Origin of the sequence: Enterobacter sp. AN-K1 (assembly GCF_020971765.1) — a bacterium.
In the GTDB taxonomy this organism is placed as follows: Bacteria; Pseudomonadota; Gammaproteobacteria; order Enterobacterales; family Enterobacteriaceae; genus Enterobacter; species Enterobacter hormaechei_C.
Window position 1 is genome coordinate 4,145,317 of record NZ_CP087390.1, and the last position, 25,879, is coordinate 4,171,195.

Genomic DNA, 25,879 nt, shown 5'->3' on the forward strand with positions numbered 1-25,879 from the left:
GATAAAAAAAAGCCCATCGTGGGAGATGGGCAAAGACTACACACAGCAATTCGTTGTTTCACTCAGGGGATTTCCATGCTTATAAATCAAGGTGTTGATTTATAACCGTGTCTTAATAGTAGGCATGCCAGGATTTTGAGTCGATCGGATTCGTCTCAATAGTTAAAGGCAGGTAAAGATTTCTTGAAGAGAATGACGGTTTTAGGCAGAAAAAGGCGGGTCTGACCAGTGTGCAGAGAATAAATAGTTTAGCAACGTTTAAGTATTGCTGTGGAGAGTGTAGCCGGGTAAGCGTTAGCGCCACCCGGCCTACGTTCTTACTGCGCGTTCTTATCTTCCAGTTCTTCAAGTTCGCTTAAGATGACGTCAGGGTCGGTTCCCGGCGGCGGCACTTCATGCACCCAGGCGGAGAAGAGACGCCAGGTTACCGCAAGCAGCACCGGACCGATGAACAGGCCAATCATGCCGAAGGCAATTAACCCCCCGATCACCCCGGACAGGATCAGAATCAGCGGCAGGTCAGCGCCCATGCGGATGAGGAGGGGACGGATCACGTTATCCATGGTGCCCACCACGCAACTCCAGACCAGTAGCACCGTGCCCCAGGTCGTGTCCCCCGTCCAGTAAAGCCAGATAATGCAGGGAACCAGCACCAGCAGCGGACCGAGCTGAGCCAGACAGGTCATCAGCATGACGACGGTGAAAATGGTGGCATAAGGTACGCCGGAAATTGCCAGCCCGATTCCGCCAAGTACAGCCTGCACCAGCGCTGTGACCACCACGCCGAGCGCTACCGCGCGGACGGCCTGGGCTGCCAGCAGCACGGCCGCATCGCCGCGTTTACCTGCCAGTCGGGTGGCGAAATGACGTACCCCCAGCGCAACCTGCTCGCCGCGCCAGTACAGCAGGGCGCTGAAGACCAGCATCAACGTACAGTGCATCATGAAGCGACCAATGTGCGCAGCCTGCCCCACAAACCAGGTGGTGGTTGTGCCGATGTACGGACGCACTTTGGCCATCAGGGCGCTACCGCCCATCTCCAGCAGGCTGTGCCAGCCGCTGTACAGTTTTGCGCCCACAACAGGAATACTGTTCAGCCACGCGAGATCCGGCAGCGTCATATCACCGCTGGTGACCGCGCGAATAACCGGGCCGCTACTGTCAACCAGGCTGTTAACCAGCAGTGCAATGGGAATAATAAACAGCAGGAACAACAGCAGCGTCATCACCAGCACGGCCAGGCCGCGGCGACCAAACAGCAGTTTCTGCAAACGTAAGAGTAAAGGCCAGGTTGCGACGACGACGGTCGCGGCCCAGGCAAATCCGAGCACGAAAGGACGAACAATCCACAGACACGCAATAATCATAATGGCTAAGAACAGCACCGACAGCAGTATCTGCGCGACATCCCTGGGCTGACGAAGATTGACCATAAACGAAACTTTCCTTAAATGAACACCAGCAAGGCTGATGGGAATATAAACCGCATCTCTCTAATCATTAGTGATTTCAGCGATTTTTGACAGGCGGATTTTGCCCGTAATTCTACGAAGCACATAAGAAAAAAATGTGATAAAACTTTCCAGACACAACGCAAACGATTTCACACTATTCTCATTAGGGTCGACAGCAATGATCCCACAGATTTCTCAGGCACCGGGCGTCGTTCAGCTGGTGCTTAATTTTTTGCAGGCACTGGAGCAACAGGGTTTTACAGGTGACACCGCCACCGATTATGCCGACAGGCTGACGATGGCGACCGATAACAGTATTTACCAGCTTCTTCCCGATGCCGTCGTTTTCCCGCGCTCTACCGCCGATGTGGCGCTCATCGCCCGTCTGGCGTCGCAGGAGCGTTTCAGCACCTTGGTCTTTACCCCACGCGGCGGCGGGACGGGTACCAACGGGCAGGCGCTGAACCAGGGCATCATCATTGATATGTCCCGCTATATGAACCGCATCATTGAGATCAACCCGGAAGAGGGGTGGGTGCGAGTGGAAGCGGGGGTGATCAAAGATCAGCTGAATCAGTTTTTGAAACCTTACGGCTATTTTTTTGCGCCAGAGCTTTCCACCAGTAACCGCGCGACCATTGGCGGGATGATCAACACCGATGCCTCGGGGCAGGGCTCGCTGGTCTACGGCAAAACCTCCGATCACGTTATGGGTGTGCGGGCGGTGCTGCTGGGGGGCGATATCCTCGATACCCAACCGATGCCGATCGAACTGGCCGAAACGCTGGCAAAAGAGAGCACCACCAGCGGACGGATTTATCGTACCGTGCTGGAGCGCTGCCGCGAAAATCGCGAACTGATCCTCAACAAATTCCCGAAGCTTAACCGCTTCCTGACGGGCTACGATCTGCGCCATGTCTTTAATGACGATCTGAGCCAGTTCGATCTTACCCGCGTACTGACCGGGTCAGAAGGGACGCTGGCCTTCATCACCGAAGCGCGTCTGGATATCACCCGGTTGCCAAAGGTGCGCCGTCTGGTGAATGTCAAATACAACTCCTTTGACTCCGCGCTGCGTAATGCACCGTTTATGGTGGAGGCGCGGGCGCTGTCGGTGGAAACCGTCGATTCAAAAGTTCTGAACCTGGCCCGGGAAGATATCGTCTGGCATTCGGTGAGCGAACTGATTACCGACGTGCCGGATAAAGAGATGCTCGGCCTGAACATCGTCGAGTTCGCCGGGGATGACGCAGAGCTGATTGAGAGCCAGGTAAGCACGCTCTGCCAGCGTCTGGACGAGCTGATTGCCCAGGGGGAAGGCGGCGTCATTGGCTGGCAGCTGTGTAACGATCTCTCCGGCATCGAGCGAATCTACGCGATGCGTAAAAAAGCGGTGGGGCTGCTCGGCAACGCGAAAGGGGCGGCGAAGCCTATTCCGTTTGCGGAAGATACCTGCGTGCCGCCGGAGCACCTTGCTGATTATATTGTGGAGTTTCGCGCGCTGCTCGACAGCCATGGTCTGAGCTATGGCATGTTCGGGCACGTGGACGCGGGTGTGCTGCACGTGCGCCCGGCGCTGGACATGTGCGACCCGCAGCAGGAGATCCTGATGAAGGAGATCTCCGACCAGGTCGTGGCCCTCACGGCCAAATACGGCGGCTTGTTATGGGGCGAGCACGGCAAAGGATTCCGCGCCGAGTACAGCCCGGCGTTTTTTGGCGAACAACTTTACGCCGAGCTGCGTAAGGTGAAAGCCGCTTTTGATCCCGATAACCGCCTCAACCCGGGAAAAATCTGCCCGCCGGAGGGCATCGATGCGCCGATGTTGCAGGTGGACGCCGTCAAGCGCGGCACCTATGACCGACAAATTCCGATTGCGGTACGCGCTTCCTGGCGCGGCGCGATGGAGTGCAACGGCAACGGGCTGTGCTTCAACTTCGATGTGAAAAGCCCGATGTGTCCGTCGATGAAAATCACCAGCAACCGCATTCATTCCCCGAAAGGGCGTGCCACGCTGGTGCGCGAATGGCTGCGCCTGCTGGCCGACCGCGGCGTTGACCCGCTCAAGCTGGAACAGGAGCTGCCGGAAAAACGCGCCAGCCTGCGCGGGCTTATCGAACGCACCCGCAACAGCTGGCATGCGAACAAAGGTGAATACGATTTCTCGCATGAGGTGAAAGAGGCGATGTCCGGCTGCCTGGCGTGCAAGGCGTGTTCAACCCAGTGCCCGATTAAAATTGACGTACCGGAATTCCGTTCCCGCTTCCTCCAGCTGTACCACACGCGTTATCTGCGCCCGATGCGCGATCATCTGGTGGCGACGGTGGAGAGTTACGCGCCGCTGATGGCCCGTGCGCCAAAAACCTTTAACTTCTTTATCAACCAGCCGCTGGTGCGCAAACTGTCAGAAAAACATATCGGCATGGTGGATCTGCCGCTGCTGTCGGTGCCATCGCTCCAGCGTCGGCTGGTGGGGCACCGCTCGGCGAACATGACCCTGGAACAACTGGAAGCATTAAGCCCTGAGCAGAAAGCGAAGGTGGTGCTGGTGGTGCAGGATCCGTTTACCAGCTATTACGATGCGCAGGTGGTGGCCGATTTTGTCCGACTGGCCGAGAAAATCGGCTACCAGCCGGTGGTGCTGCCGTTCTCGCCGAACGGCAAGGCGCAGCACATTAAAGGCTTCCTCACCCGCTTTGCGAAAACCGCGCAGAAAACTTCAGATTTTCTGAATCGCGTGGCGCAGCTCGGTATGCCGATGGTGGGCGTCGATCCGGCGCTGGTGCTCTGTTACCGGGATGAATATAAGCAGACGCTCGGCGATAAGCGCGGTGATTTTCAGGTCTTACTGGTACACGAGTGGCTGCCTGCGGTGCTGACGCAAACGCCCTCTCAGGAGGTGAGTGGAGAAGCCTGGTACCTGTTTGGGCACTGCACCGAAGTGACGGCGCTGCCGATGGCGCCTGCCCAGTGGGCTTCTATCTTTGCCCGGTTTGGCGCGAAGCTGGAAAGCGTTAACGTGGGCTGCTGCGGTATGGCCGGAACCTACGGCCATGAAGTCAAAAACCACGCTAATTCGCTCGGCATTTACGAGCTGTCGTGGCATCAGGCGATGCAGCGCCTGCCACGCAACCGCTGTCTGGCGACGGGCTACTCCTGCCGCAGCCAGGTGAAACGGGTGGAAGGTAACGGCGTCCGCCATCCATTGCAGGCTTTACTGGAGATTATCGGATGATCTGGAAACGTGCGGTCACGCTGGAGGCCTTAAATGCCATGGGCGCGGAGAACATGGTCGGTTTGCTGGATATCCAGTTCACGCGCATTGGCGACAACGAACTGGAAGCGACGATGCCGGTAGACAACCGTACTCATCAACCGTTTGGCCTGTTGCACGGCGGCGCGTCCGTCGTGCTGGCCGAAACGCTGGGGTCGGTGGCGGGCTACCTGTGTACGGAAGGAGAGCAGAAGGTGGTGGGTCTGGAGGTCAATGCCAACCACATCCGCTCCGTTCGCAGCGGGCGCGTGCGCGGCGTCTGCCGGGCGCTGCATGCCGGAAGCCGTCATCAGGTGTGGCAGATTGATATTCTGGACGAGCAGGATCGCCTGTGTTGTTCATCCAGGCTGACGACGGCCGTTGTGTAAAGTTTCCGGATGTCTTGTTTTTGGTCAAAAATTAGCCGCCTGATTGTGATATACTGGTCACGTTTTGAACATAAGCGAGGACATCATGGATACTGAAATAACCCCAACACAGCTGGCAATTGAATATTTACGTCGCGATAAAAGCAATCTGTCTCCCGCCCAGTACCTGAAAAAGCTGAAACAGCTTGAGCTGGAATTTACGGATTTGCTGGCGCTCTCTTCAAACGAACTGAAAGAAGAGATCTACTTTGCCTGGCGGTTGGGCGTTCACGTCCATTAAGCAGTGAAGAAAAGGCCGCAAGCGCGGCCTTTTTTGTGTCTGACATTCAGTATCTGGCAGGCAGTTTGTTAATTTTAATCAGCCGGCCTTCTTCCATTTCGATGAACCCACCCGTTTTCAGATCAGCCAGGATCCGCATTACGCCACTGCGGGAAAGATGGGTTTTATCCCTGATATACCTTTCCGCCGTCACGCTGCGTCGGTAGCTGTCATCTTCCTGCATCAGCAGCACGAGCTGCTGGCGAATCATCTCGTACGCGGTTGGCGCGCCTTTCGGCATGACGTTGTGATAGAGGCGGTTATAGACAAACATCAGATGATTAGAAAGCAGCCCCCACAGCGCCTTCTCTTTGATAATTTGAGCCACCCGATCGGTCGTGAGCACACCAATCAGGCAAGGCGTTACCGTTCGGAGGTAGTCATTAAAATAAATGTCCGTCAGGTTAGCGAGGCCAAACAGGGCGGGACTGCGCGCCGTTGAAAGCATCATGTCGTCGCTTCTTCTGTATATGGCGACCGTGCCATCAAGAATTAAATAACACATGCTCTGCCCGTCAACCTGGAGATCAAGTTGCTCGCCGGGATCGGTTTTATGCGTGGCGCAGTGCGGCTGTAAATGAGAAATCAGTTCCTGAGCATAGGGAGAGCCGCGATGCGATGGTTTGTCAGAAGACATAGCGTTAACCTGGAAAGAGACTGTACTCTCTATAGTGTCGCTCTTCTTTTCCACCTTCTCCAGAGATAAATACAGCCTCAGTACTTACGGGGTAAGTGATGGATCTCAACTAGTACGCCACGCTCCATGGTGATGTATTTCCCCGTCCGCAACTCCGCGAGGATCCGCATAATGCCGCTGCGTGAAAGATAGGTGCGGCTTTTGATATAGGCTGCGGCGGTAATGTTTTGTCTTATGGCTTCCGGCTCCTGCATTAACTCAACCAGTTGAAAGCGGATAATGTCATAAGCCGACATTTGCGATATCTGGGCACAATGTTCGTAGACGCGCGATGCGGTGTAGATCAGCAGGTTTGAGAAGTGCTCCCATAAATTCTGTTGTGCGACAACATGATTGAAACACGCCAGCGAAACGCTGGCCACCTCTGAGGTTTCCAGCGCTCTGACGTACAGGTGTTCAGACGATAACTGGCTGCTCACGCCGAGTATAAATGGCGCGGATTCAGAATTTAAGACGATACCGTCCCCGCGACGGTGCAACGCCACGCTGCCATGCAACAGTAAAAAGCATTGACGGGTATCGCCGGAGCAATAATGGATAATTTCTCCTCTGGCAATAATGCTTCTCTCCGCATGCGGCAAAACATTATCGATTATTTTTTCAATGTGCTTAAAAGGCTTAGCGCCGAGCACTGTTGACTTATCAATATCTGACTCAGGCGCGAAACGGGTATTCATGTGAAACCTCACTGACTGATGCGATCATTTTTTGATCGGCATAAAGAATTATCTTAAAAACCAGCAGATCAGGGAATGTTTGCGGCGAGTCTAATTATAGACTCGCTTTTTTTTGAGTCTTAATTAATTGAAATTGAAACCTTTTTTATTCAGGTCTAAAAGTAGACTTTGGCCATTATTCTTAAGGTGTTTCCGAGTGAATATGTTTTGTAATTGTTAAAAGAGGGTCTACAGCTAGACCTCAAAATTGATTGTATGCGGAAAAAGAGTTGTATAAATTTTGACTCGTCGGAAGGTCTTTTGTTTCTGCAACTGAATGTCGGTAATAAATAAAGTAATACGGGATATAAAATTATGAATACAAAATTGATGATGGCAATGTTAGCGGCAGGTTCTGTACTCACCATGACCAATGCATTCGCAGCGGCCGGTACCGTTAATTTTAACGGGAATATTCTGGATTCTGCCTGCGACGTTGATGTGGCATCCCAGAATCAGGTGGTGGTATTAGGCGATTATTATAAAACGGAATTCCCGACAACCGGGGCGAGAACGGCTGCGACGCAATTCAATATTATTTTGAAAAACTGTCCGGTAACGGTCACCAATGCAAAAGTCCGTTTTGACGGCACGCCGGATTTAACCAACGCTAGCCTGCTGGCGATTGATACGTCCGTGGCGGGGGCGGCCACCGGGGTGGCGATTAACCTGATGACGGCAGATAAAGCCGATCTGCCGCTGCACGGCAGCAACAGCTATATTTACCCGCTCAGCAGTACGGCTGATAATACGCTGAACTTCTACGCGCAGTATATCTCCACCGCGGCATCCGTGACCGCGGGCCCGGCTAACTCGGTCGCAAACTTCTCAGTGGTGTACAACTAAGTCATTGCAGTAATCAGCAGGGGGCCGCCCGGCCCCTTGTTTTATGAGGTATTAAAATGCGTTTTATCACGACAATGGGCCTGGCTATGGCGCTGTTACCGCTGACGTTAACATCCGTCAGTGCAGGAGTAATTATTGGCGGCACCCGTATTATTTTCGATGGGGCTAAAAAAGAGGCGTCAATAGGTATTATTAATCCTGATAACGTTCCTTATTTAATCCAGTCGTGGATAGATGTTCAGGATGAACAATCGGGTAAAGCGCCTTTTATTATTACGCCACCACTGTATCGGCTGGACGGCGGGCAAAAAAACCTTGAGCGTATTGTCATGACCGGCTCGCTGCCACAGAGGCAGGAGAGTTTATTCTGGCTGAACATTAAAGCTATTCCGTCAGCCTCAAAGCAGATGAACTCGCTACAAATTGCCGTCAAAACGCGCATCAAATTAATTTATCGACCAGAGACTCTTCGTGCGTCTACCCCCGAGGAGCAAGCCAATAAATTAACCTGGCATCGTGCGGGGAATTCCCTTCAGGTTAATAACCCTACGCCGTACGTTATCAATTTCAATGAAATTACGTTGGGTGATAAGAAACTTGACGATGTCACGTACGTGATGCCTTCAGGCTCAGCCCGTTTTCAGTTACCGAACGGAACCAGTGGCAATACGCTGACGTTTAAAGTCATTAACGATTATGGCAGCCCTGGCGAATTACACCGGGCCAGTTTGTGATCCTTACGCGTTTATCAGGTGTTCGTCATGACAACGGCATTGAATACAATGCAGCCTGCGCGCCTGGCAATATTTATTGCCCTCGCGCTTGCTGGTGTCTCTCCCACACTGTATGCCAGTGAGACGTTTAATACGGAACTGGTAGAGCTGGATAATCCCGGAATGGGGAAAGCGGATTTATCTGCCTTTGAATCCGGCTCGCAGGCGCCCGGGACATACCACGTTGATATTATTCTTGACGATCGGCTGCTGGAAACGCGGGATATTCGTTTTATGGCAGTGAAGGATGCTAACGGCAGTGAAACGTTGCAGCCGTGCCTGAGAAACGGGCAGTTAAAAGCGTGGGGCGTGAAAACGGCGCTTTTCCCACAGCTTGCCGCCGGGGAAGGTGAATGCGCCGATCTCAGGGCGATCCCACAGGCCAGCGCGGATTTCCAGTTTGGCGCCCAGCGTCTGGCGATTAGCATTCCACAGGCGGCTATAGACCTGCCAGCGAGAGGTTACGTTCCGCCGGATATGTGGGATGAAGGCATTACCGCGGCCATGCTCAACTACAGCCTGAGCGGGGCAAACAGCCGGGCAAGAAGCGGGGCAGGCACCCGCAGCGACAGCCAGTATGCAAACCTGCGGCCGGGGATCAACGTCGGTCCCTGGCGGTTACGCAACTACACCACCTGGTCCCGCGATGCGTCCGGCCAGGATAAGTGGGACAACGTCTATACCTGGATGCAGCGCGCGATTAATCCCCTGCAAGCCCAGCTTACGCTCGGAGACAGTTCCGCGCCTGCCGATGTCTTTGACAGCATGCCGTTTCGCGGCGTCCAGCTGGCGTCTGACGACGATATGCTGCCGGATTCCCTGAAAGGCTATGCGCCGGTGGTGCGCGGTATTGCGCGAACTAACGCGCAGGTCGTGGTGCGTCAGAATGGCTATCAAATCTACCAAAGCTATGTGGTGCCGGGCGCGTTTGAGATCGCGGATATGTATCCCACCGGCGGCGCGGGCGATCTTGATGTCACGATCGTCGAAGCTGATGGTAGGGAGCAACATTTCACCCTGCCGTACGCTTCGCTGCCGGTCCTGCAACGGGAGGGGCGCCTGAAATATGCCCTTACCGCCGGGCAGTATCGCTCGTATAACCGTAGCGTGGAGAAAACCCCCTTCGGGCAATTGACCGGAATTTACGGCCTCCCTCACGGTATAACGCTCTATGGCGGCGTCCAGGGGGCAGATAAGTACCAGTCGGCGGCTCTGGGGGTGGGCAAGAATATGGGCGATCTCGGGGCGATATCCGCAGACGTCACTCAGGGCTGGTCAACGCCGGAGCATGCCGCGAAAACAAACGGTCAGTCGTGGCGGGCCCGATACAGCAAGAATTTTATCAATACCGGTACCAACTTTTCGATTGCCGGGTATCGCTACTCGACCCGCGGCTATTACGGCATGCAGGACGTCCTCGATTCTTACGGCGACAGCAGCGCGCTTCAGGACAGGCGACGTAACCGTGCCGAGCTGACGATGAGCCAGACGCTGGGGGATAACCTGGGCGCGCTTACCCTCACTGCGGCGCGGGAAGATTACTGGAATGACGGTAAGTCGATGGCTTCGTGGAGCGTCGGCTATAGCAACTACTGGCACAACATCAGCTATGGCCTGACATGGACCTACAGCAAAAATGTCCGCTCAGCGTCAGAAACCCGCGACAGCCAAAAAAACGCTAACCACGACCAGCTTCTGGCGTTCAACGTCAGCATTCCGCTGGATAAATTTTTGCCGCAGACATGGGCTAACTATGGCATGAACGCCAGCGGGAATAACGGGACGACGCATAACGTCGGCCTGAACGGGGTAGCGCTCGAGAACCGTGCCCTGAGCTGGAACGTACAGCAGGGATACGGCACAGAGGGCGTGGGCTATACCGGCAATGTTAACGCGGACTACAAAGGCGCCTATGGCGAAGTCACGGCAGGTTATGGTTATGACAAAAACAGTGAACGCCTGAATTACGGGCTGCAAGGCGGCATTCTCGCCCATGCTGATGGCATCACGCTTTCCCAGCCGCTGGGGGAGACCAGCGTCTTAATCAAAGCCCCTGGCGCCCACGACGTGGATATCCGCAATCAGCCCGGTGTACGGACAGATCTTCGCGGATATACGGTCGTGAGTAACCTTTCTGTCTACCGGAAAAACGATCTCACCCTCGACCCGGAAACGATGCCGGACGATGTCGAGCTGGAGATCAACACCCGCACGGTGACGCCGACGCGGGGAGCGGTGGTGAGAGCCGATTATCTGCCGAAGTCAGGTCGCCGGGTGCTGATGACCTTGACCGACAACGACCGCGCCGTTCCGTTTGGGGCGGTGGTCACCCTTGTGGGTGATGACAGCGGCAGTTTTATTGTCGGCGATCGCGGTCAGGTCTATTTAACCGGGATGCGCGAGCAGGGAACGTTAGTCGCTACATGGGGAAGTCAATCCAGTCAGCAATGCCGCGCTGATTTCACGCTGCCGAATCACTCAACGTACGGTGGGATCGCTGATATGCACGCCACCTGCCGTCAGGAACGCTAACATGAAATGTCTTAACGCGATGCTGCTGCTCTGTTTGCTCGCGGCGGCAAATATGGCTCGTGCCGGTACCTGCACCACCATCACCCCGCAGCTTTCCACCCTGTCCGTGGGGACGATCAACGTGCAGCGCGATGCGCCTGTCGGCACGGTGGTATTTTCCGGCGCGGCGTCAGCCACAGGCTCCTATCTTACCGGATGTACGAATCCGCTGATGCTGGGATTCAGCCTGCGCTACAACGGCGCCACGTTGAGCAGCTACGGCAACCATGTTTACAACACGAACGTCAGCGGGATAGGGATACGCTTTTCTTCCAACGGCTATTTTGAAAACCCGAGCAATACATTTTCCTACAATGCGCAGACCTCCTATGTGGACTGGTACGGCGGGAGGATTGAGCTGGTGGTGACGGGCCCGGTCTCATCGGGGGTATTAACCCCCGGGACGATCGGCGTCGTGACGCTTCAGGGAAGCGATGGCCTCTACCGTGACGGTCTGACCACGCAGCTCACCTCCGGCACCATCAATGCGCTGGCGTGCACGGTGAATACGGCCCAGCTGACGTTTCCGATAGGGGATATTCCCGCCTCGGCGTTCGGCTCCACGGTGGGCACCACGCCGATGGGGGCACAGAACACGCAAAACCTGGGCTTAACCTGCGCCGCCGGAACCAATATTACGGTCTCGCTCAGTGGAATACAGAACCCGGACAGCGCCAATACCAGCGTGATGGCCTTAACCGGGCAGGGAAATGCCGGCACTGCGAAAGGGGTGGGGGTGCAGCTTATCTATAACGGTGCTCCGCTGGTGATGAACAGCCGACTATTCTTGCGGCGGTCTGACGGGGGGCAAGAGACGTTGCCATTAACGGCCCGATATTACCAGACGTTACCCCGCGTGGAGTCAGGTTCAGCGAATGCCTCCGCCACCCTTAATGTGACCTACCAGTAGCAGGTAAGAAGATGAAAATAAGATGCAGGACACTGATTTTACTTGCTTTACTCAGCGGGAAGGTATGCTCCGCTGATAGCGTCAACATCGGTGTGACGGGAAATATCGTTGCGTCGCCGTGCATATTTAATGGCGGCAGTAACAGCCTCGATGTCAACCTGGGCAATATTCAGGCAACCAATATGGCGACGCCGGGCTCAACATCGGATCCGGTGCCTTTCAGTCTGCTGTTTACCCAGTGCCCAACCGGAACGCAGAGTGTGACCGTCGCTTTCACCGGCAGCCCCGATCCCGAGGCGGGTGCGGACTATTTTATGAACAGCGGTTCGGCCACGCATGTGGCGATAGCCATGCGCGATGCCCAAACCGGCGCGCTTAAAGGAACAGGCACCAGTATGACCCAGACCATTGCCGCGGACAGAACCGCGACAATGGCTATGCTGGCCTCGGTAAAATCTATGCCGGGAGGCGCCACGCCGGGGAGCATCATTGCGGTTGTGGTGATGACGATGCAGTACAACTAAATGCCGGTGATAAGCCTTTTTTAAAGACGTTGGTGTGAACTATGTTAAATATTCTGATTCAGGAAACGGATCTGTTTTTTCAGGCTGGGCTACAGAGCTTTTTCGAAGATTTTTTTAAGCATAACTTTCATCGCTCCATCACATTTCACCTGGCGCTGACCAATGAAAACGTCAGCCAGGCCGATATTATTGTTCTTTCATTATGTCAGGGGGAAACGCTGACCTGTTTTCCGGAGTTACTGGCCCGGCAAAAAGGAATTGTGATAGGTCTCGTCGACGATGAGCTGCGCTTTTCGGCGCTGCCTTCCTGCTTTCAGGACATTATTTTTCTTCCGCGCCGGGCGTCGCTTGACCGTATTAGCGGCGTTCTGTTTATCGCGTGGTTCAGGACGCAATTACCGGGTTACACGTTGAATAAAAAGACCTGTTTCGACTGCCAGCATAAAGGTTTATCCCGGCAACAGATTCGTATTATGGTCAATTTTTACCGGGGGCTGTCGGTGGTGCAGACCGCGAACGCGTTGAAGATGAGCGAAAAAACGGTCTTTACCCATAAATATATGATGATGCAGAAATTTAATCTGCGAAGCGATTACGAGCTGATCGTACTGTTGAGAAGGCTGATGGAGAAAAAGAGCCGTCCGAACCTGCTTCGCGATTACCTGGAAAATAATTATGCACAACAGATAACGTAAAACAGCAGCGGATAGCGGGCCGGGCAGCGATAGCCGCCACCCGGCAATGCATTTAAACGTTAACCGCAGCGATCAAACGCGTCTTCATGGTCTGGTACGCGCAAGCCGCAAAATCCTCCGCCCAGCGCTGGTCCTCGATCGCCTCCAGCTGCACGGCGCAATATTTCGTTTCCGGCGTTCTGGAGATCGGGTCGAGATTATCCTGCGTCAGCTCATTACAGGCGCCAATCCACCACTGGTAGGTCATATAGATTGCTCCCGCATTGATGCGCTCGCTGATGCTGGCGCGCGTGATCACTTTACCCCGGCGTGAACGTACCCAGACCAGTTGGCCCTCGGCAATCCCCCGTTCATCCGCGTCGGCCGGGTTGATCTGCACCCGGCCCGGCTCGTCGGCCAGGCTTTGCAGCGCCGCGCAGTTCCCGGTCATTGAGCGACAGGAGTAGTGACCCACTTCGCGCACCGTGCACAGTACCAGCGGGTAATCCGCATCCGGTATCTCCGCCGGGGCGCGCCAGGGGGCGGCAAATAACTGGCCTTTGCCAGTGGGGGTGTCGAACTGATTATCCTTGTACAGGTAGGGAGTGCCGGGATGATCGAGGGTGGGACAGGGCCACTGCACATGACCCATCTCGCCCATTTTTTCGTAGGTCACGCCGTAGAAGAGGGGGCACAGCTCGCGCATTTCGTCCCAGATCTGCTGGTTATCCTCGTAATGCATGGGATAACCCATCTCCGTGGCCAGCAGGCTGATGATCTCCCAGTCGCGCTTCACGTTGCCGCTGGCCTCAATGGCTTTGCCGAAACGCTGGAAGCCGCGATCGGCACAGGTGAACACGCCGGCGTGCTCTCCCCATGAGGTGGCAGGGAGCAGCACGTCAGCCACCTCTGCCGTTTTGGTCATAAAGATGTCCTGAACCACCACAAAATCGAGCGCCTCAAAGCCGCGGCGGACTAGACCCAGATCGGCTTCTGTCTGAAGCGGATCTTCCCCCATGATGTAATACGCTTTGATCTTTCCTTCCAGCGCGAGATGCGGCACTTCGGTGATACGCGTCCCGACGCGATCGTCCATCCGGTTGACATTGATTTTCCACGCATCGGCAAATTTCAGTCTGACCGCCGGGTCAGTGACGTCCTGGTAGCCGGGGAACATATTGGGCAGAACGCCCATATCGCAGGCACCCTGAACGTTATTTTGCCCGCGAACCGGACCCACGCCGACGGCAGGGCGGCCCAGGTTGCCGGTCAGCAGCGCCAGGCTGGAGAGACCTTTCACCACATCGACCGCCTGACCAAACTGCGTGACGCCCATCCCCCACATCACCGTTGCTGAAGGCGCCGCTGCGAACATGCGCATTGCCTGACGAACATCCCGCGCGCGGATCCCCGTCAGATGTTCAACCTGCTCGGGTGCGTAATCTTTTACCGTCAGCCGGTACGCCTCAAGCCCTTCGGTAAAGCGGGCAACGTAGTTTTTGTCGTACAGTTCCTCTTCCAGCAGGACATAGCCAAAGGCATTGACCAGCGCCATGTTACTGCCATTTTTTAGCTGAAGATGAAGATCGGCAATGCGTGCCGTTTCAATATGACGCGGATCGCAGACGATGATTTTAGCGCCATTTTCACGTGCTTTAAGCACGCGTCGGGCGACGATGGGGTGAGAGTCGGCGCAGTTATAGCCGAATACCAGCAGGCATTTTGAGTTTTCAATATCGTTAATGGAATTGCTCATGGCGCCGTTGCCGAGGGTCTCCTGTAAACCGGCAACGGACGGACCGTGACAGACGCGGGCGCAGCAGTCGACGTTGTTAGTATTCAGCACCGCTCGGGCAAATTTTTGCATCACATAGTTGGTCTCATTGCCCGTTCCCCGTGAGGAACCCGTGGTCATAATGGACCGAGGGCCATACTGTTCTTTGATGCTTTTAAGCCTGTGAGCGGTATAACGAATGGCCTCTTCCCAAGTAACAGGGGTAAAGGCCTCGCCTTTGCTGTAGCGGATCATGGGCTGCGTCAGACGGGGGGTAAGCAGCCGTGTGTCGTTAAGAAAGTCCCAGCCATAGAAACCTTTCAGGCAAAGCGTGCCCTGATTGGTTACGCCATCAGCGGCTTCGGCACGGATAATGCGGTTATTTTTTACGACGAGGTTTAGTTTGCAGCCTGCACCGCAGTAGGGGCAGACGCTGGCGATTTTTTTCATCAATAACAGACCTGTTAAGAAATGAAGCAATGTTTACTGGAAAGCCCAGTCCTTTAGCGGACTAAGCAGGATCCATGCCACATTCAGCGTTCTTGATTAACAGGGCGTTAGAGGAGAGAGGGTGTGTCATCGTCAGTCTGTTCGTCAGAATTGACGATGACACGCTATCCGTAGGGATGGGGGAGGCGTTAAAGATCGTCCATGGTGTAACCGACGACAATTTCCAGCGTCTTGCGGATCACATCCGCCTTAACGACATCGTCGGTGGATTCCAGCGTCTGGATTAGCCAGAGAATGATCGCTTTGTTGGTCAAATGACCTTCGGAAGCGAGAACACAACGAACCGCAGTCGAAAAAATGGCAGACTCTTCAGCAAAGCGATCGCCTGCGTGACGGAAATACTCCGACAACGCGCTATCTAAAAAGGCGGAGTGGTATTCGGGTTGAAGCTGAATATTTTGTCTCATTTGTTCTCACCGTAGCTGTAAAGTTGTAGTCAATGTATCTTTTTAGGATCGGACGGTTTTCCATTTCCAAATAACGGCACTACATTGTCTCGGTTATTTTTGAGAGATCCCTCTCTCTGTATTCGTCCTTGTGCGGTTCTGCGACCTTTAAAAGCGACCGTGCCAGAGCTGATTTCAGCTATCACTCGCGCTAATGTCTCCCGCCGCTGGGGATCCGTTTCATATGCTTGCATGTTACGCAGACGCTGAACCAATCCCTCGGTCGTCACGGGACCGCGCTCCTTCAATAGTGAAAGAGCGGCTTCTCCAATAAGCTTGTCGATCAGTCTGTCCGCATCACTGCTGTTCATGACATTAACGTTCGAAGAGCAGGCCAAGAAGCATGTGATAATGATGTTCCTCTTCCGGGCCATTGGCCTTTTCAAGGCGACTCAACAGTTTTGTGCAGAGCGATTTGCGATTCAGATTTCGCCCGTCGCTAAGGATTTCAACAACAACCTGACCCAATGTTTCCTGTTGGGTTGGAAGCGCGGCTTTTTCGAAATACTGCGCAATCGCTGTTGCCGAGTCTGCGAGGTGTCCGTTCTGCTGCATGTTTCGCTCCTGTAAATTTTCGTAATCAGTAACGTTACATTTAAGGTATACATAATTTTCAAATCTGTACATTTAAAATGTACAATTTTTTAAATATTTTTTAAATATTTTATAATATATTTTATAAAATCATTATTTATCATATGCTTATTATTATACGATTTACTGCGGGATTCACAAGATATATTGTACAATCCGAAGCGGCATCGGAGAGTTGTACAAGCCCGTAAATGACGCAAAAAAGCCGTGTAAATCGTTGAGATGTAAATTATTTGTTGGGCAATTAATGTGCTATAACAGAGTTTTCCCCACGTGTTTTCGTGGTCACCCCCTCAATCTTCAGGATTAGCATGCTCACAACCATCATTTACCGCAGTCACATCTGCGAGGACGTTCCAGTGAAAGCGCTGGAAGACATGGTCGCTGCTGCAAATTGTCGAAATCGCCAGTTCGATGTGACGGGGATTTTGCTGTTTAACGGCACACACTTTTTTCAGTTACTTGAAGGGCCCGCTGATAACGTTAAGGAGATCTATGAGCTCATCTGCCGTGACCCACGGCATCACAACGTGGTCGAATTGTTAAGCGATCACGGGCCTTCAAGACGTTTTGGCAACGTGGGTATGGAGCTCTTTGACCTTCGTCAGTACGATACCGACGAAGTGCTGCAACAGGTACTCGATAAAGGCACAACGCGCTATCAGCTGACCTATAACGATCGCGCCCTGCAATTTTTCCGCACCTTCGTTGAGGCCACTGAAAAAGCCAACTACTTTGAGCTGCCTCCGGCTGACGCCTGGGAGTTTGTCACCGAAAATACGCCGTTATCCTCCCAGCCGACAGTAGTGGCAAAGGGCGCGGACTGTAGTTTCGCATTTCAACCTATCGTCGATCCGTTTATGCAGCAGGTAGTTTCCTGGGAAGCCCTGATCCGCACGCCGTCCGGTGAGTCCCCGGAAAGCTATTTTGCCAACCTGTCGCGTGAGGCGCTGTACGAATCGGATCTGAAGAGTAAACAGGTGGCTTTGTCGATGGCCAGCGCGCTGGGCCTACAGACTCAAACGTTGTCCATTAATCTGCTGCCGATGACGCTGGTCAATGTTCCTGGCGCCGTCGATTTTTTACTGACGGCAATTGAGGCGAACGGTTTTGTGCCGGAGCAAATTGTGGTCGAGTTCACCGAGAGCGAGGCGATCTCGCGCTTCGAAGAGTTCACCAGCGCGGTCAGACAGCTTAAAAGCGCCGGGATCAGCGTGGCCATCGATCACTTTGGCGCGGGATTCGCCGGTCTGCAACTGCTGGCCCAGTTTCAGCCGGACAGAATCAAGATCAACCGTGATTTGATTGCCAACGTGCACAAGAGCGGCCCGCGTCAGGCGATCATTCAGTCAATTATTAAATGCTGCGCGTCCCTGGAAATTCTGTTCTGTGCGGTAGGCGTAGAGTTGGCTGAAGAGTGGATGTGGCTGGAATCAGCCGGGATTTCTCAGTTCCAGGGGCACCTTTTCGCCAGCCCGCGCCTGGGGGGCATACCGGCGATTGCCTGGCCCGAGAAAAAGTACGATTTATAAAAACCTGTACGTAACTCTTAAAAGTGACCTGTACGTACGGCTAAATTTATACAACAATACATTAACGAGTGAGTGGTTCGTTGAGCCATTCACTTGTCTCAGAACGAGGAGTTAGTTATACAAATGATTTGTACAATCTGATAAGGTTGGTTTGGTTAGGTATGGAAGTATTGTGCGTGAGGGAGTTAATGGCCTATTACAGTATCGGCGAAGTGGCCGAACGATGCGGTATCAACCCCGTTACGCTGCGTGCCTGGCAGCGCCGTTATGGATTGTTGAAGCCGCAGCGAAGCGAAGGGGGTCATCGTCAGTTTGACGATGAAGATATCCTGCGTATCGAAGAGATCAAACGCCTGATGAAAACGGGTGTTTCGGTCGGTAAAGTAAAAGCGCTTCTTGAAAATACAGAAGTGATGACTCAGGGAAACTGGGCATCTTTTCAGGAAGAGATGTTAACCGTTCTGCGCTATGCCAGTCCGGCAAAACTGCGCGCCAAAATCGGCGAGTTCCGCCGTGACCATGCGATGGATGTTCTGATAGATAACATCATCACCCCTGTGCGGCAGCGAATGAACCAGGACCAGAATACGGTGCGTCACATGGCGAGCCTGCTGGACGGTGTCCTGATCGAGTTTGCCGTTGCAAGCCTGGGTGAGTCGCGAAAAAAAGCAGGTAAGGATGCGCTGCTGATTGGGTGGGAGTGCGACGACCGTACGCATTTGTGGCTGGAAGCGGCCCGTCTTGCCTACAAGGGCTGGCATATCGACGTGCTGGCTGAGCCGATTGATTCTCCACGTCCTGAACTCTTCCCCGGGCAAAAAATCTTCGTCTGGACCGGTAAAGCGCCTACGCCTCGTCAACAGGAGCAGCTCGACCACTGGCGTGAACAGGGTTTCGCCGTTTCGTTCCATCACTGATGTTAAGGGGTCCGTCAGGGCCTTTTTGTCTTTTCGAGTCAGCTTTCTTATTGGAAGATAGCTATCTCAAAAATAGGTATTTCCAATACAATTTTTATCATTGCCCGTCACCTTACCGCCTTTCTTATGAAATGCATTATTTATCAATACATTGAACAAATCTAACCATCCCATCCGCATCCCGTCACAGGGTCTATGCTTAATGAAAGTAGCCAAAAAGGGCGGTTTAGCCCAAAGCCCCTGCTCGCAGGGGGTTGAAGTGATAATCGTTATCACTAACATGGTGTTATGCCCTGGTGGCTTATCAGATGAGGTGGACCTATGGAACTGCATTCAGAAACCTTCAATCCGGCCGATTTTGCCTGGCGTGGCTTAACGCTGACGCCCGCGGCGGCGGCGCATATTCATGAGCTGGTGGCAAAAAATCCCGACATCCTCGGCGTACGCTTAGGCGTTAAGCAGACTGGCTGCGCGGGATTTGGCTACGTGCTGGATACCGTAACCGAACCTGAAAAGGACGATCTGGTCTTTGAAACCGACGGTGCAAAGTTATACGTCGCGCTACAGGCGATGCCGTTTATCGATGGAACCGAAGTCGACTACGTTCGGGAAGGTTTAAACCAGTTATTCAAATTTCATAACCCGAAAGCCCAGAACGAATGCGGCTGCGGCGAAAGCTTTGGGGTATAGGCGGTACTATGTCTCGTAATACTGAAGCAACGAGTGATGTAAACACCTGGAGCGGCGGACACCTCAACTATAAAGAGGGTTTCTTTACGCAGCTGCAAACCGATGAGCTGGCGAAAGGCATCAACGAAGAGGTCGTGCGCGCCATTTCGGCGAAACGTAACGAGCCGGAGTGGATGCTGGAGTTTCGCCTGAGCGCATTCCGCGCGTGGCTGGAGATGGAAGAACCCCACTGGCTGAAAGCGCATTACGATAAGCTGAACTATCAGGATTATAGCTACTACTCCGCGCCCTCCTGCGGCAGCTGTGATGATACCTGTGCCTCGCAACCCGGCGCGGTTCAGCAAACCGGCGCGGAGAACAGCTTCCTGAGTAAAGAGGTGGAAGAGGCGTTTAATCAGCTCGGCGTGCCCGTGCGCGAAGGCAAAGAGGTGGCGGTAGACGCCATTTTTGACTCCGTCTCGGTGGCAACCACCTACCGTGAAAAACTGGCGGAGCAGGGGATCATTTTCTGTTCCTTTGGTGAAGCCATTCACGATCACCCCGAGCTGGTGAAAAAGTATATTGGTACCGTGGTGCCGAGTAACGATAACTTCTTCGCGGCACTGAATGCGGCGGTGGCGTCAGACGGTACTTTTATCTACGTGCCGAAAGGCGTGCGCTGCCCGATGGAGCTCTCGACCTATTTCCGCATCAACGCGGAAAAAACCGGCCAGTTTGAACGCACCATCCTGGTGGCCGATGAAGGCAGCTACGTAAGCTACATCGAAGGGTGCTCCGCTCCTGTGCGCGACAGCTACCAGCTGCACGCGGCGGTGGTAGAGGTGATCATCCATAAAGATGCGGAAGTGAAGTACTCTACGGTACAGAACTGGTTCCCGGGCGACGGCAACACCGGTGGTATTCTGAACTTCGTCACCAAACGCGCGCTGTGCGAAGGCGAAAACAGCAAAATGTCCTGGACTCAGTCAGAAACCGGCTCCGCCATTACCTGGAAATACCCGAGCTGTATTCTGCGCGGCGACAACTCCATCGGTGAGTTTTACTCCGTGGCGCTGACCAGCGGTCATCAGCAGGCCGATACCGGCACCAAGATGATCCACATCGGTAAAAACACCAAATCGACCATCATCTCCAAAGGGATCTCTGCCGGTCACAGCCAGAACAGCTATCGCGGGCTGGTGAAAATCATGCCGACGGCAACCAACGCGCGTAACTTCACCCAGTGTGACTCCATGCTGATTGGCGCGGACTGCGGGGCGCATACCTTCCCGTATGTCGAATGCCGCAATAACAGCGCCCAGCTTGAGCATGAGGCAACTACGTCACGTATTGGTGAAGATCAGCTTTTCTACTGCCTGCAACGCGGGATCAGTGAAGAAGATGCGATTTCAATGATCGTTAACGGCTTCTGTAAGGACGTGTTCTCTGAACTGCCGCTGGAATTTGCCGTTGAAGCCCAGAAACTCCTCGCCATTAGTCTTGAACACAGCGTCGGTTAAGGAAAGCACATGTTAAGCATTAAAGATTTACAGGTTAGCGTGGAAGAGAAAGAGATCCTGCGTGGCCTCAATTTTGACGTCAAACCGGGTGAAGTTCACGCCATCATGGGGCCAAACGGCTCCGGGAAAAGTACGCTTTCAGCGACGCTGGCAGGACGCGAAGATTATGAAGTTACCAGCGGCTCCGTTGAGTTTAACGGCAAAGATCTGCTGGAGATGTCGCCGGAAGAGCGTGCCGGCGAGGGCATCTTTATGGCCTTCCAGTATCCGGTGGAAATTCCGGGCGTCAGCAACCAGTTCTTCCTGCAAACCGCGCTGAACGCGGTGCGCAAGTATCGCGGCCTTGAGGCGCTGGATCGCTTTGACTTCCAGGATCTGATGGAAGAGAAGATCAAGCTGCTGAAAATGCCGGAAGATCTGTTGACCCGCTCGGTAAACGTGGGTTTCTCCGGCGGTGAGAAGAAACGTAACGATATTCTGCAAATGGCGGTTCTGGAACCGGCGCTGTGCATTCTCGATGAGACCGATTCAGGGCTGGATATCGATGCCCTGAAGATCGTTGCCGACGGGGTGAACTCCCTGCGTGACGGCAACCGCTCATTTATCATCGTGACTCACTACCAGCGAATACTTGACTACATCAAACCGGACTATGTCCATGTGCTTTACCAGGGACGCATTGTGAAATCCGGTGACTTTACGCTGGTTAAACAACTGGAGGAGCAGGGTTATGGCTGGCTTACCGAACAGCAGTAATGCACTCCAGCAGTGGCACCGGCTGTTTGAAGCGCAGGGTGGAGCGCGCTCTGAACAGGCTCAGCACCATCTCCAGCAGATGCTGCGTCTCGGTTTACCGACGCGTAAACATGAGAACTGGAAATATACCCCGCTGGATGGCCTGCTGAACGGCGAGTTTGTCACCCGTCTGGCGCAGGTCAGCCCCGATCAGCGCGACATGCTGGCGCTGACCGTGGATTCCGTGCGTCTGGTGTTTGTCGACGGTCTGTTCCGTGCGGAGCTGAGCGACAGCGTGCAGGAGAGCGGGTTCGATATCGTCATTAACGATGAACGTCAGTCGCTGAACGCGCCCGTTCAGCCTGAAGTCTTCCTGCACCTGACAGAGAGCCTGTCGCAATCTATCACCCATATTCGCGTTAAGCGTAACCAGCGTCCGGCGAAACCGCTGCTGCTGATGCATATTACCCAGGGCGTTGAGGGTGATGAGATTAACACCGCCCACTATCGCCACCATCTTGAGCTGGCAGAAGGGGCGGAGGCGACGGTGATCGAGCATTACGTCAGCCTTAACGACACCCGTCATTTTACCGGTTCGCGTCTGACGATGAACGTGGCGGCCAATGCCCAGCTGCACCACATCAAGCTGGCGTTTGAGAATCCGCTCAGTCACCACTTCGCCCACAACGATATTCTGCTGGGCCAGGATGCCGCGGCGTACAGCCATAGCTTCCTGCTTGGCGGCGCGGTGCTGCGCCACAATACCAGCACCCAGCTGAACGGTGAAAACACTACGCTGCGTATTAACAGCCTGGCGATGCCGGTGAAGTCAGAAGTGTGCGACACGCGCACCTGGCTTGAGCATAACAAAGGCTACTGCAACAGCCGTCAGCTGCACAAAACCATCGTCAGCGACAAAGGACGTGCGGTGTTTAACGGCCTGATAAACGTGGCGCAGCACGCCATCAAAACTGACGGGCAGATGACCAACAACAACCTCTTGCTGGGACGTCTGGCAGAGGTGGACACCAAACCACAGCTGGAAATCTATGCGGACGACGTGAAATGCAGCCACGGCGCGACGGTCGGGCGTATTGACGATGAGCAGATGTTCTACCTGCGCTCGCGCGGGATAGACCAGCAGGCCGCGCAAAAGATGATTATTTACGCCTTTGCGGCTGAGCTGACGGAAGCGCTGCCCGATGGCGGACTTAAACAGCAGGTGCTGGCCCGTATCGGTCAGCGGCTGCCTGGAGGCGAAGCATGACATTTCCCGTAGAGAAAGTCCGGGCAGATTTTCCGGTACTGACCCGTGAAGTGAACGGTCTGCCGCTGGCCTATCTCGACAGTGCGGCCAGCGCGCAAAAACCAAATCAGGTGGTGGATGCGGAAGCCGAGTTTTACCGCCACGGTTATGCGGCGGTACATCGCGGGATCCACACCCTGAGCGCCGAGGCGACCCAGCGCATGGAAAACGTGCGCACGCAGGTTGCTGCCTTCCTCAACGCGCGTTCGCCGGAAGAGCTGGTATTCGTGCGCGGCACCACCGAAGGGATCAACCTGGTGGCTAACAGCTGGGGCAATGCGCAGGTGCACGCGGGGGATAACATCATCATCACCCAGATGGAGCACCACGCCAACATCGTGCCCTGGCAGATGCTCTGTGAGCGTGTGGGGGCGCAACTGCGGGTGATCCCCCTGAATGAAGACGGCACGCTCCAGCTGGAAAAGCTGGACGCCCTGCTGGACGACAGAACGCGGCTGGTGGCGGTGACCCACGTTTCAAACGTGCTGGGGACGGAAAATCCGGTGGCGCTGATCGTCGACAAAGCCCATCAGGTTGGTGCGAAAGTGTTGATTGATGGCGCCCAGGCGGTGATGCACCATGCGGTTGACGTTCAGGCCCTGGACTGCGATTTCTACGTCTTCTCCGGGCACAAGCTGTATGGCCCGACGGGCATCGGCGTGTTGTATGTGAAAGAGGACATTCTCCAGGCCATGCCGCCGTGGGAAGGGGGCGGGTCAATGATCGCCACCGTCAGCCTGACGGACGGCACAACCTACGCCCGTGCGCCCTGGCGCTTCGAGGCGGGTACGCCCAACACGGGCGGGATCATCGGGCTGGGCGCGGCCATTAGCTACGTCACTGAAACGGGGCTGGCGGCGATTCAGGAGTACGAACAGCAGCTGATGCATTATGCCTTGCAGGAGCTGGCCAGCGTCCCGGAACTGACCTTATATGGCCCTGCTGACCGTCTGGGTGTGATAGCCTTCAACCTCGGCAAGCATCACGCCTATGATGTGGGCAGTTTCCTTGATAATTACGGCGTCGCCGTGCGTACCGGGCATCACTGCGCGATGCCGCTGATGGCGTATTATCAGGTACCGGCTATGTGCCGCGCATCGCTGGTGATGTACAACACAACGGAAGAGGTCGACAGACTGGTGGCGGGACTAAAACGTATTCACCAGCTGCTTGGCTAACGGAGAGGCGAGAGATGGCAGATTTGCCGGACAGAGATAAATTGCTGCGCAACTTTGGGCGTTGCGCAAACTGGGAAGAGAAATACCTTTATATCATCGAGCTGGGTCAGCGCCTGCCGCCGCTCAGCGAAGAGGCGCATAACCCGGACAACATCATTCAGGGCTGCCAGAGCCAGGTCTGGATCCTGATGCAGCAGACGGACGAAGGCGTAATTCAATTACAGGGTGACAGCGATGCCGCCATTGTGAAGGGGCTTATTGCCGTCGTATTTATTCTTTATCACCAGATGTCGGCGCAGGATATTGTCGCCTTTGACGTTCGCCCGTGGTTTGAAAAAATGGCCTTAACCCAGCACCTCACCCCGTCCCGATCCCAGGGACTGGAAGCGATGATCCGCGCCATACGCGCCAAAGCCGCAATCCTTAGCTAAACTGACAGAACAGCATTCATTCTGTTTCGCGAGGTGGTTTCCACCTCGCTGGTTTTTCAGCTTTCTGACGTTTGGTCAGTGAATAAGGAATCTCAGCATGAAGCGCGCATCTCTAATAACTCTATTACTCCTTGGTTCGCTCAGTGCTGTTAATTCAGCCTGGGCGGTTGATTATCCTTTACCGCCCGCAGGCAGCCGCCTGATTGGGCAAAACCAGACATACACCATTCAGGAAGGTGACAATAAACTTCAGTCTATCGCTCGTCGCTTTAATACCGCCGCACAGCTGATCCTTGAAACCAATAATACCATTGCTCCGGTGAACCCTGCGCCAGGAACGGTCATTACCATCCCTTCCCAGATGCTACTGCCGGACACCGAGCGTGAGGGCATTGTGGTGAATCTGGCGGAGCTGCGTCTTTACTTCTATCCGCCTGGCGAAAATATCGTGCAGGTCTATCCGCTGGGTATTGGTCAGCTTGGGCTGGAAACACCGGTCAGCACCACCCGTGTGAGTCAGAAAATCCCTAACCCTACCTGGACCCCCACAGCGGGCATCAGAGCGCGCTCACTGGCCCAGGGCATTAAACTGCCGCCTGTGGTACCCGCAGGGCCAAATAACCCGCTGGGGCGCTTTGCGCTGCGTCTGGGCATCGGGAATGGGGAATATCTTATTCACGGCACCAGCGCGCCGGACAGCGTAGGGCTGCGGGTCAGCTCGGGTTGTATGCGAATGAATGCGCCCGATATCAAAGCGTTGTTTGAGCAAGTGCGCGTCGGCACGCGGGTGCAGATCATCAATGAGCCGGTGAAGTTCTCCGTCGAGCCGGACGGCAAACGTTATATCGAGGTGCACAGGCCGCTGGCGCAGGCTGAGGGCGAAAACCCACAGACGGTGCCGTTCACGCACTCGGCGGCGTTTACCGCCTTTGCAGCGCAGTCAGGTAGCGATAAAACGCTTATCGATAAAGCCCTGGCGCGCAGAGCGGGGATCCCGGTGGCCGTTTCAGCAGGCAATGGTTCGTCAGCCAGCAATTCTGTCCTGTCGGTGCAGAACAGTCGTGTCTCAGCGGCGGTGGCGGAAGGTGAGGGAGAGAAAGCGCTTCAGTAGAGGTTTGACGAAGGCAAAAAAAATGGCGCA

At 54.5% G+C, this 25,879-nt stretch carries 25 protein-coding genes and 1 other RNA gene; 18 read left to right on the forward strand and 8 right to left on the reverse strand.

What is annotated here, in order from left to right:
- Position 1: 1 nt before the first annotated feature.
- Together rprA and ydiK are read right to left on the reverse strand one after the other, a co-directional pair.
- An RNA gene (gene rprA / locus LOC22_RS19685) (antisense sRNA RprA) lies at positions 2-109 on the reverse strand.
- A gap of 208 nt (positions 110-317) precedes the next feature.
- Positions 318-1,433 (reverse strand): AI-2E family transporter YdiK, encoded by a 1,116-nt coding sequence (gene ydiK, locus LOC22_RS19690; RefSeq protein WP_015570721.1) that lies wholly within the window; start codon positions 1,431-1,433, stop codon positions 318-320.
- A gap of 199 nt (positions 1,434-1,632) precedes the next feature.
- Here ydiK and LOC22_RS19695 point away from each other — a divergent pair, with 199 nt between their 5' ends.
- The 3 genes from LOC22_RS19695 (at position 1,633) to LOC22_RS19705 (ending at position 5,376) form a co-directional block, all read left to right on the forward strand.
- The gene (locus tag LOC22_RS19695; protein ID WP_230239143.1) at positions 1,633-4,689 is read left to right on the forward strand and encodes an FAD-binding and (Fe-S)-binding domain-containing protein; all 3,057 of its coding nucleotides are present in this window, start codon (positions 1,633-1,635) and stop codon (positions 4,687-4,689) included.
- Positions 4,686-5,096, forward strand: coding sequence for a 1,4-dihydroxy-2-naphthoyl-CoA hydrolase (menI, locus tag LOC22_RS19700; RefSeq protein ID WP_023296356.1), 411 nt, complete (start codon positions 4,686-4,688; stop codon positions 5,094-5,096). Before LOC22_RS19695 ends, menI begins: the two co-directional genes overlap by 4 nt.
- Positions 5,097-5,181: 85 nt before the next feature.
- On the forward strand, positions 5,182-5,376 hold the full coding sequence (locus LOC22_RS19705; protein ID WP_003857766.1) for a YdiH family protein: 195 nt from the start codon (positions 5,182-5,184) through the stop codon (positions 5,374-5,376).
- Positions 5,377-5,422: 46 nt separating this feature from the next.
- Here LOC22_RS19705 and LOC22_RS19710 read toward each other — a convergent pair whose 3' ends face one another.
- Together LOC22_RS19710 and LOC22_RS19715 are read right to left on the reverse strand one after the other, a co-directional pair.
- The gene (locus tag LOC22_RS19710) at positions 5,423-6,052 is read right to left on the reverse strand and encodes a helix-turn-helix domain-containing protein (protein ID WP_023296357.1); all 630 of its coding nucleotides are present in this window, start codon (positions 6,050-6,052) and stop codon (positions 5,423-5,425) included.
- Positions 6,053-6,129: 77 nt separating this feature from the next.
- The gene (locus LOC22_RS19715) at positions 6,130-6,789 is read right to left on the reverse strand and encodes a winged helix-turn-helix transcriptional regulator (RefSeq protein WP_015570718.1); all 660 of its coding nucleotides are present in this window, start codon (positions 6,787-6,789) and stop codon (positions 6,130-6,132) included.
- A 354-nt stretch (positions 6,790-7,143) separates the two neighbouring features.
- Here LOC22_RS19715 and LOC22_RS19720 point away from each other — a divergent pair, with 354 nt between their 5' ends.
- The 6 genes from LOC22_RS19720 to LOC22_RS19745 are packed head-to-tail and all read left to right on the forward strand — an operon-like array spanning position 7,144 to position 13,147.
- Positions 7,144-7,674, forward strand: coding sequence for a fimbrial protein (locus LOC22_RS19720; protein ID WP_015570717.1), 531 nt, complete (start codon positions 7,144-7,146; stop codon positions 7,672-7,674).
- Between the two features lie 56 nt (positions 7,675-7,730).
- Complete coding sequence (locus LOC22_RS19725; RefSeq protein WP_230239144.1) at positions 7,731-8,408, forward strand: molecular chaperone; 678 nt, start codon at positions 7,731-7,733, stop codon at positions 8,406-8,408.
- Positions 8,409-8,435: 27 nt separating this feature from the next.
- Positions 8,436-10,979 carry a fimbria/pilus outer membrane usher protein gene (locus LOC22_RS19730; RefSeq protein WP_230239145.1) on the forward strand — a complete coding sequence of 848 codons (2,544 nt, stop codon included), beginning with the start codon at positions 8,436-8,438 and terminating at the stop codon, positions 10,977-10,979.
- A gap of 1 nt (position 10,980) precedes the next feature.
- Positions 10,981-11,928, forward strand: coding sequence for a fimbrial protein (locus LOC22_RS19735; RefSeq protein ID WP_203453320.1), 948 nt, complete (start codon positions 10,981-10,983; stop codon positions 11,926-11,928).
- A gap of 11 nt (positions 11,929-11,939) precedes the next feature.
- Positions 11,940-12,452 (forward strand): fimbrial protein, encoded by a 513-nt coding sequence (locus tag LOC22_RS19740; protein ID WP_033487127.1) that lies wholly within the window; start codon positions 11,940-11,942, stop codon positions 12,450-12,452.
- 41 nt (positions 12,453-12,493) lie between these two features.
- Entirely contained in the window at positions 12,494-13,147 is a 654-nt protein-coding gene (locus LOC22_RS19745) for a helix-turn-helix transcriptional regulator (RefSeq protein ID WP_032670990.1), read from the forward strand.
- Positions 13,148-13,199: 52 nt separating this feature from the next.
- Here the strand turns inward: LOC22_RS19745 and fdhF are convergent, their stop codons facing one another.
- The 4 genes from fdhF to ycgZ all read right to left on the reverse strand — a co-directional run bounded on the left by fdhF (position 13,200) and on the right by ycgZ (position 16,411).
- A complete protein-coding gene (gene fdhF, locus LOC22_RS19750) occupies positions 13,200-15,350 on the reverse strand; it encodes a formate dehydrogenase subunit alpha (protein WP_230239146.1) in 2,151 nt (716 codons plus the stop codon).
- Positions 15,351-15,538: 188 nt separating this feature from the next.
- Positions 15,539-15,817, reverse strand: a complete 279-nt coding sequence (locus LOC22_RS19755) for a biofilm/acid-resistance regulator YmgB/AriR (RefSeq protein WP_003857748.1) — start codon at positions 15,815-15,817, stop codon at positions 15,539-15,541.
- A gap of 29 nt (positions 15,818-15,846) precedes the next feature.
- Entirely contained in the window at positions 15,847-16,167 is a 321-nt protein-coding gene (locus LOC22_RS19760) for a hypothetical protein (RefSeq protein WP_032648090.1), read from the reverse strand.
- 4 nt (positions 16,168-16,171) lie between these two features.
- Complete coding sequence (ycgZ, locus tag LOC22_RS19765; protein WP_017384632.1) at positions 16,172-16,411, reverse strand: regulatory protein YcgZ; 240 nt, start codon at positions 16,409-16,411, stop codon at positions 16,172-16,174.
- Between the two features lie 350 nt (positions 16,412-16,761).
- On the opposite strand from ycgZ, the gene LOC22_RS19770 reads away from it, so the two are divergent.
- The 9 genes from LOC22_RS19770 (at position 16,762) to ldtE (ending at position 25,849) form a co-directional block, all read left to right on the forward strand.
- The gene (locus LOC22_RS19770) at positions 16,762-17,982 is read left to right on the forward strand and encodes a diguanylate phosphodiesterase (protein WP_015570710.1); all 1,221 of its coding nucleotides are present in this window, start codon (positions 16,762-16,764) and stop codon (positions 17,980-17,982) included.
- 188 nt (positions 17,983-18,170) lie between these two features.
- A complete protein-coding gene (locus tag LOC22_RS19775) occupies positions 18,171-18,899 on the forward strand; it encodes a MerR family transcriptional regulator (RefSeq protein WP_015570709.1) in 729 nt (242 codons plus the stop codon).
- A 321-nt stretch (positions 18,900-19,220) separates the two neighbouring features.
- Positions 19,221-19,589, forward strand: coding sequence for a Fe-S cluster assembly scaffold SufA (sufA, locus tag LOC22_RS19780; protein ID WP_003857741.1), 369 nt, complete (start codon positions 19,221-19,223; stop codon positions 19,587-19,589).
- A gap of 8 nt (positions 19,590-19,597) precedes the next feature.
- Positions 19,598-21,088 (forward strand): Fe-S cluster assembly protein SufB, encoded by a 1,491-nt coding sequence (gene sufB / locus LOC22_RS19785; RefSeq protein ID WP_003857739.1) that lies wholly within the window; start codon positions 19,598-19,600, stop codon positions 21,086-21,088.
- A gap of 9 nt (positions 21,089-21,097) precedes the next feature.
- The gene (sufC, locus tag LOC22_RS19790; RefSeq protein ID WP_003857736.1) at positions 21,098-21,844 is read left to right on the forward strand and encodes a Fe-S cluster assembly ATPase SufC; all 747 of its coding nucleotides are present in this window, start codon (positions 21,098-21,100) and stop codon (positions 21,842-21,844) included.
- Complete coding sequence (sufD, locus tag LOC22_RS19795; RefSeq protein WP_230239147.1) at positions 21,819-23,090, forward strand: Fe-S cluster assembly protein SufD; 1,272 nt, start codon at positions 21,819-21,821, stop codon at positions 23,088-23,090. Before sufC ends, sufD begins: the two co-directional genes overlap by 26 nt.
- Positions 23,087-24,307, forward strand: a complete 1,221-nt coding sequence (gene sufS, locus LOC22_RS19800; protein ID WP_032619799.1) for a cysteine desulfurase SufS — start codon at positions 23,087-23,089, stop codon at positions 24,305-24,307. The genes sufD and sufS overlap by 4 nt, the downstream gene beginning before the upstream one ends.
- A gap of 14 nt (positions 24,308-24,321) precedes the next feature.
- Positions 24,322-24,738: a cysteine desulfuration protein SufE gene (sufE, locus tag LOC22_RS19805; protein ID WP_015570705.1), complete on the forward strand. Its 417-nt coding sequence runs from the start codon at positions 24,322-24,324 to the stop codon at positions 24,736-24,738.
- A gap of 97 nt (positions 24,739-24,835) precedes the next feature.
- A complete protein-coding gene (gene ldtE / locus LOC22_RS19810) occupies positions 24,836-25,849 on the forward strand; it encodes a L,D-transpeptidase LdtE (protein ID WP_230239148.1) in 1,014 nt (337 codons plus the stop codon).
- The last annotated feature ends 30 nt before the right edge of the window (positions 25,850-25,879 follow it).

Bases quoted from the DNA above. Each gene is read 5' to 3' on its own strand.
- sufS (WP_032619799.1), top strand. From the start codon at position 23,087: ATGACATTTCCCGTAGAGAAAGTCCGGGCAGATTTTCCGGTACTGACC.
- LOC22_RS19770 (WP_015570710.1), top strand. From the start codon at position 16,762: ATGCTCACAACCATCATTTACCGCAGTCACATCTGCGAGGACGTTCCA.
- sufA (WP_003857741.1), top strand. From the start codon at position 19,221: ATGGAACTGCATTCAGAAACCTTCAATCCGGCCGATTTTGCCTGGCGT.
- LOC22_RS19715 (WP_015570718.1), bottom strand. From the start codon at position 6,789: ATGAATACCCGTTTCGCGCCTGAGTCAGATATTGATAAGTCAACAGTG.
- LOC22_RS19755 (WP_003857748.1), bottom strand. From the start codon at position 15,817: ATGAGACAAAATATTCAGCTTCAACCCGAATACCACTCCGCCTTTTTA.
- ycgZ (WP_017384632.1), bottom strand. From the start codon at position 16,411: ATGCAGCAGAACGGACACCTCGCAGACTCGGCAACAGCGATTGCGCAG.
- LOC22_RS19760 (WP_032648090.1), bottom strand. From the start codon at position 16,167: ATGAACAGCAGTGATGCGGACAGACTGATCGACAAGCTTATTGGAGAA.
- LOC22_RS19705 (WP_003857766.1), top strand. From the start codon at position 5,182: ATGGATACTGAAATAACCCCAACACAGCTGGCAATTGAATATTTACGT.
- LOC22_RS19710 (WP_023296357.1), bottom strand. From the start codon at position 6,052: ATGTCTTCTGACAAACCATCGCATCGCGGCTCTCCCTATGCTCAGGAA.
- LOC22_RS19745 (WP_032670990.1), top strand. From the start codon at position 12,494: ATGTTAAATATTCTGATTCAGGAAACGGATCTGTTTTTTCAGGCTGGG.
- fdhF (WP_230239146.1), bottom strand. From the start codon at position 15,350: ATGAAAAAAATCGCCAGCGTCTGCCCCTACTGCGGTGCAGGCTGCAAA.
- LOC22_RS19695 (WP_230239143.1), top strand. From the start codon at position 1,633: ATGATCCCACAGATTTCTCAGGCACCGGGCGTCGTTCAGCTGGTGCTT.
- sufD (WP_230239147.1), top strand. From the start codon at position 21,819: ATGGCTGGCTTACCGAACAGCAGTAATGCACTCCAGCAGTGGCACCGG.
- LOC22_RS19775 (WP_015570709.1), top strand. From the start codon at position 18,171: ATGGCCTATTACAGTATCGGCGAAGTGGCCGAACGATGCGGTATCAAC.
- ldtE (WP_230239148.1), top strand. From the start codon at position 24,836: ATGAAGCGCGCATCTCTAATAACTCTATTACTCCTTGGTTCGCTCAGT.
- sufC (WP_003857736.1), top strand. From the start codon at position 21,098: ATGTTAAGCATTAAAGATTTACAGGTTAGCGTGGAAGAGAAAGAGATC.
- sufE (WP_015570705.1), top strand. From the start codon at position 24,322: ATGGCAGATTTGCCGGACAGAGATAAATTGCTGCGCAACTTTGGGCGT.
- LOC22_RS19740 (WP_033487127.1), top strand. From the start codon at position 11,940: ATGAAAATAAGATGCAGGACACTGATTTTACTTGCTTTACTCAGCGGG.
- menI (WP_023296356.1), top strand. From the start codon at position 4,686: ATGATCTGGAAACGTGCGGTCACGCTGGAGGCCTTAAATGCCATGGGC.
- LOC22_RS19720 (WP_015570717.1), top strand. From the start codon at position 7,144: ATGAATACAAAATTGATGATGGCAATGTTAGCGGCAGGTTCTGTACTC.
- sufB (WP_003857739.1), top strand. From the start codon at position 19,598: ATGTCTCGTAATACTGAAGCAACGAGTGATGTAAACACCTGGAGCGGC.
- LOC22_RS19730 (WP_230239145.1), top strand. From the start codon at position 8,436: ATGACAACGGCATTGAATACAATGCAGCCTGCGCGCCTGGCAATATTT.
- LOC22_RS19735 (WP_203453320.1), top strand. From the start codon at position 10,981: ATGAAATGTCTTAACGCGATGCTGCTGCTCTGTTTGCTCGCGGCGGCA.
- LOC22_RS19725 (WP_230239144.1), top strand. From the start codon at position 7,731: ATGCGTTTTATCACGACAATGGGCCTGGCTATGGCGCTGTTACCGCTG.
- ydiK (WP_015570721.1), bottom strand. From the start codon at position 1,433: ATGGTCAATCTTCGTCAGCCCAGGGATGTCGCGCAGATACTGCTGTCG.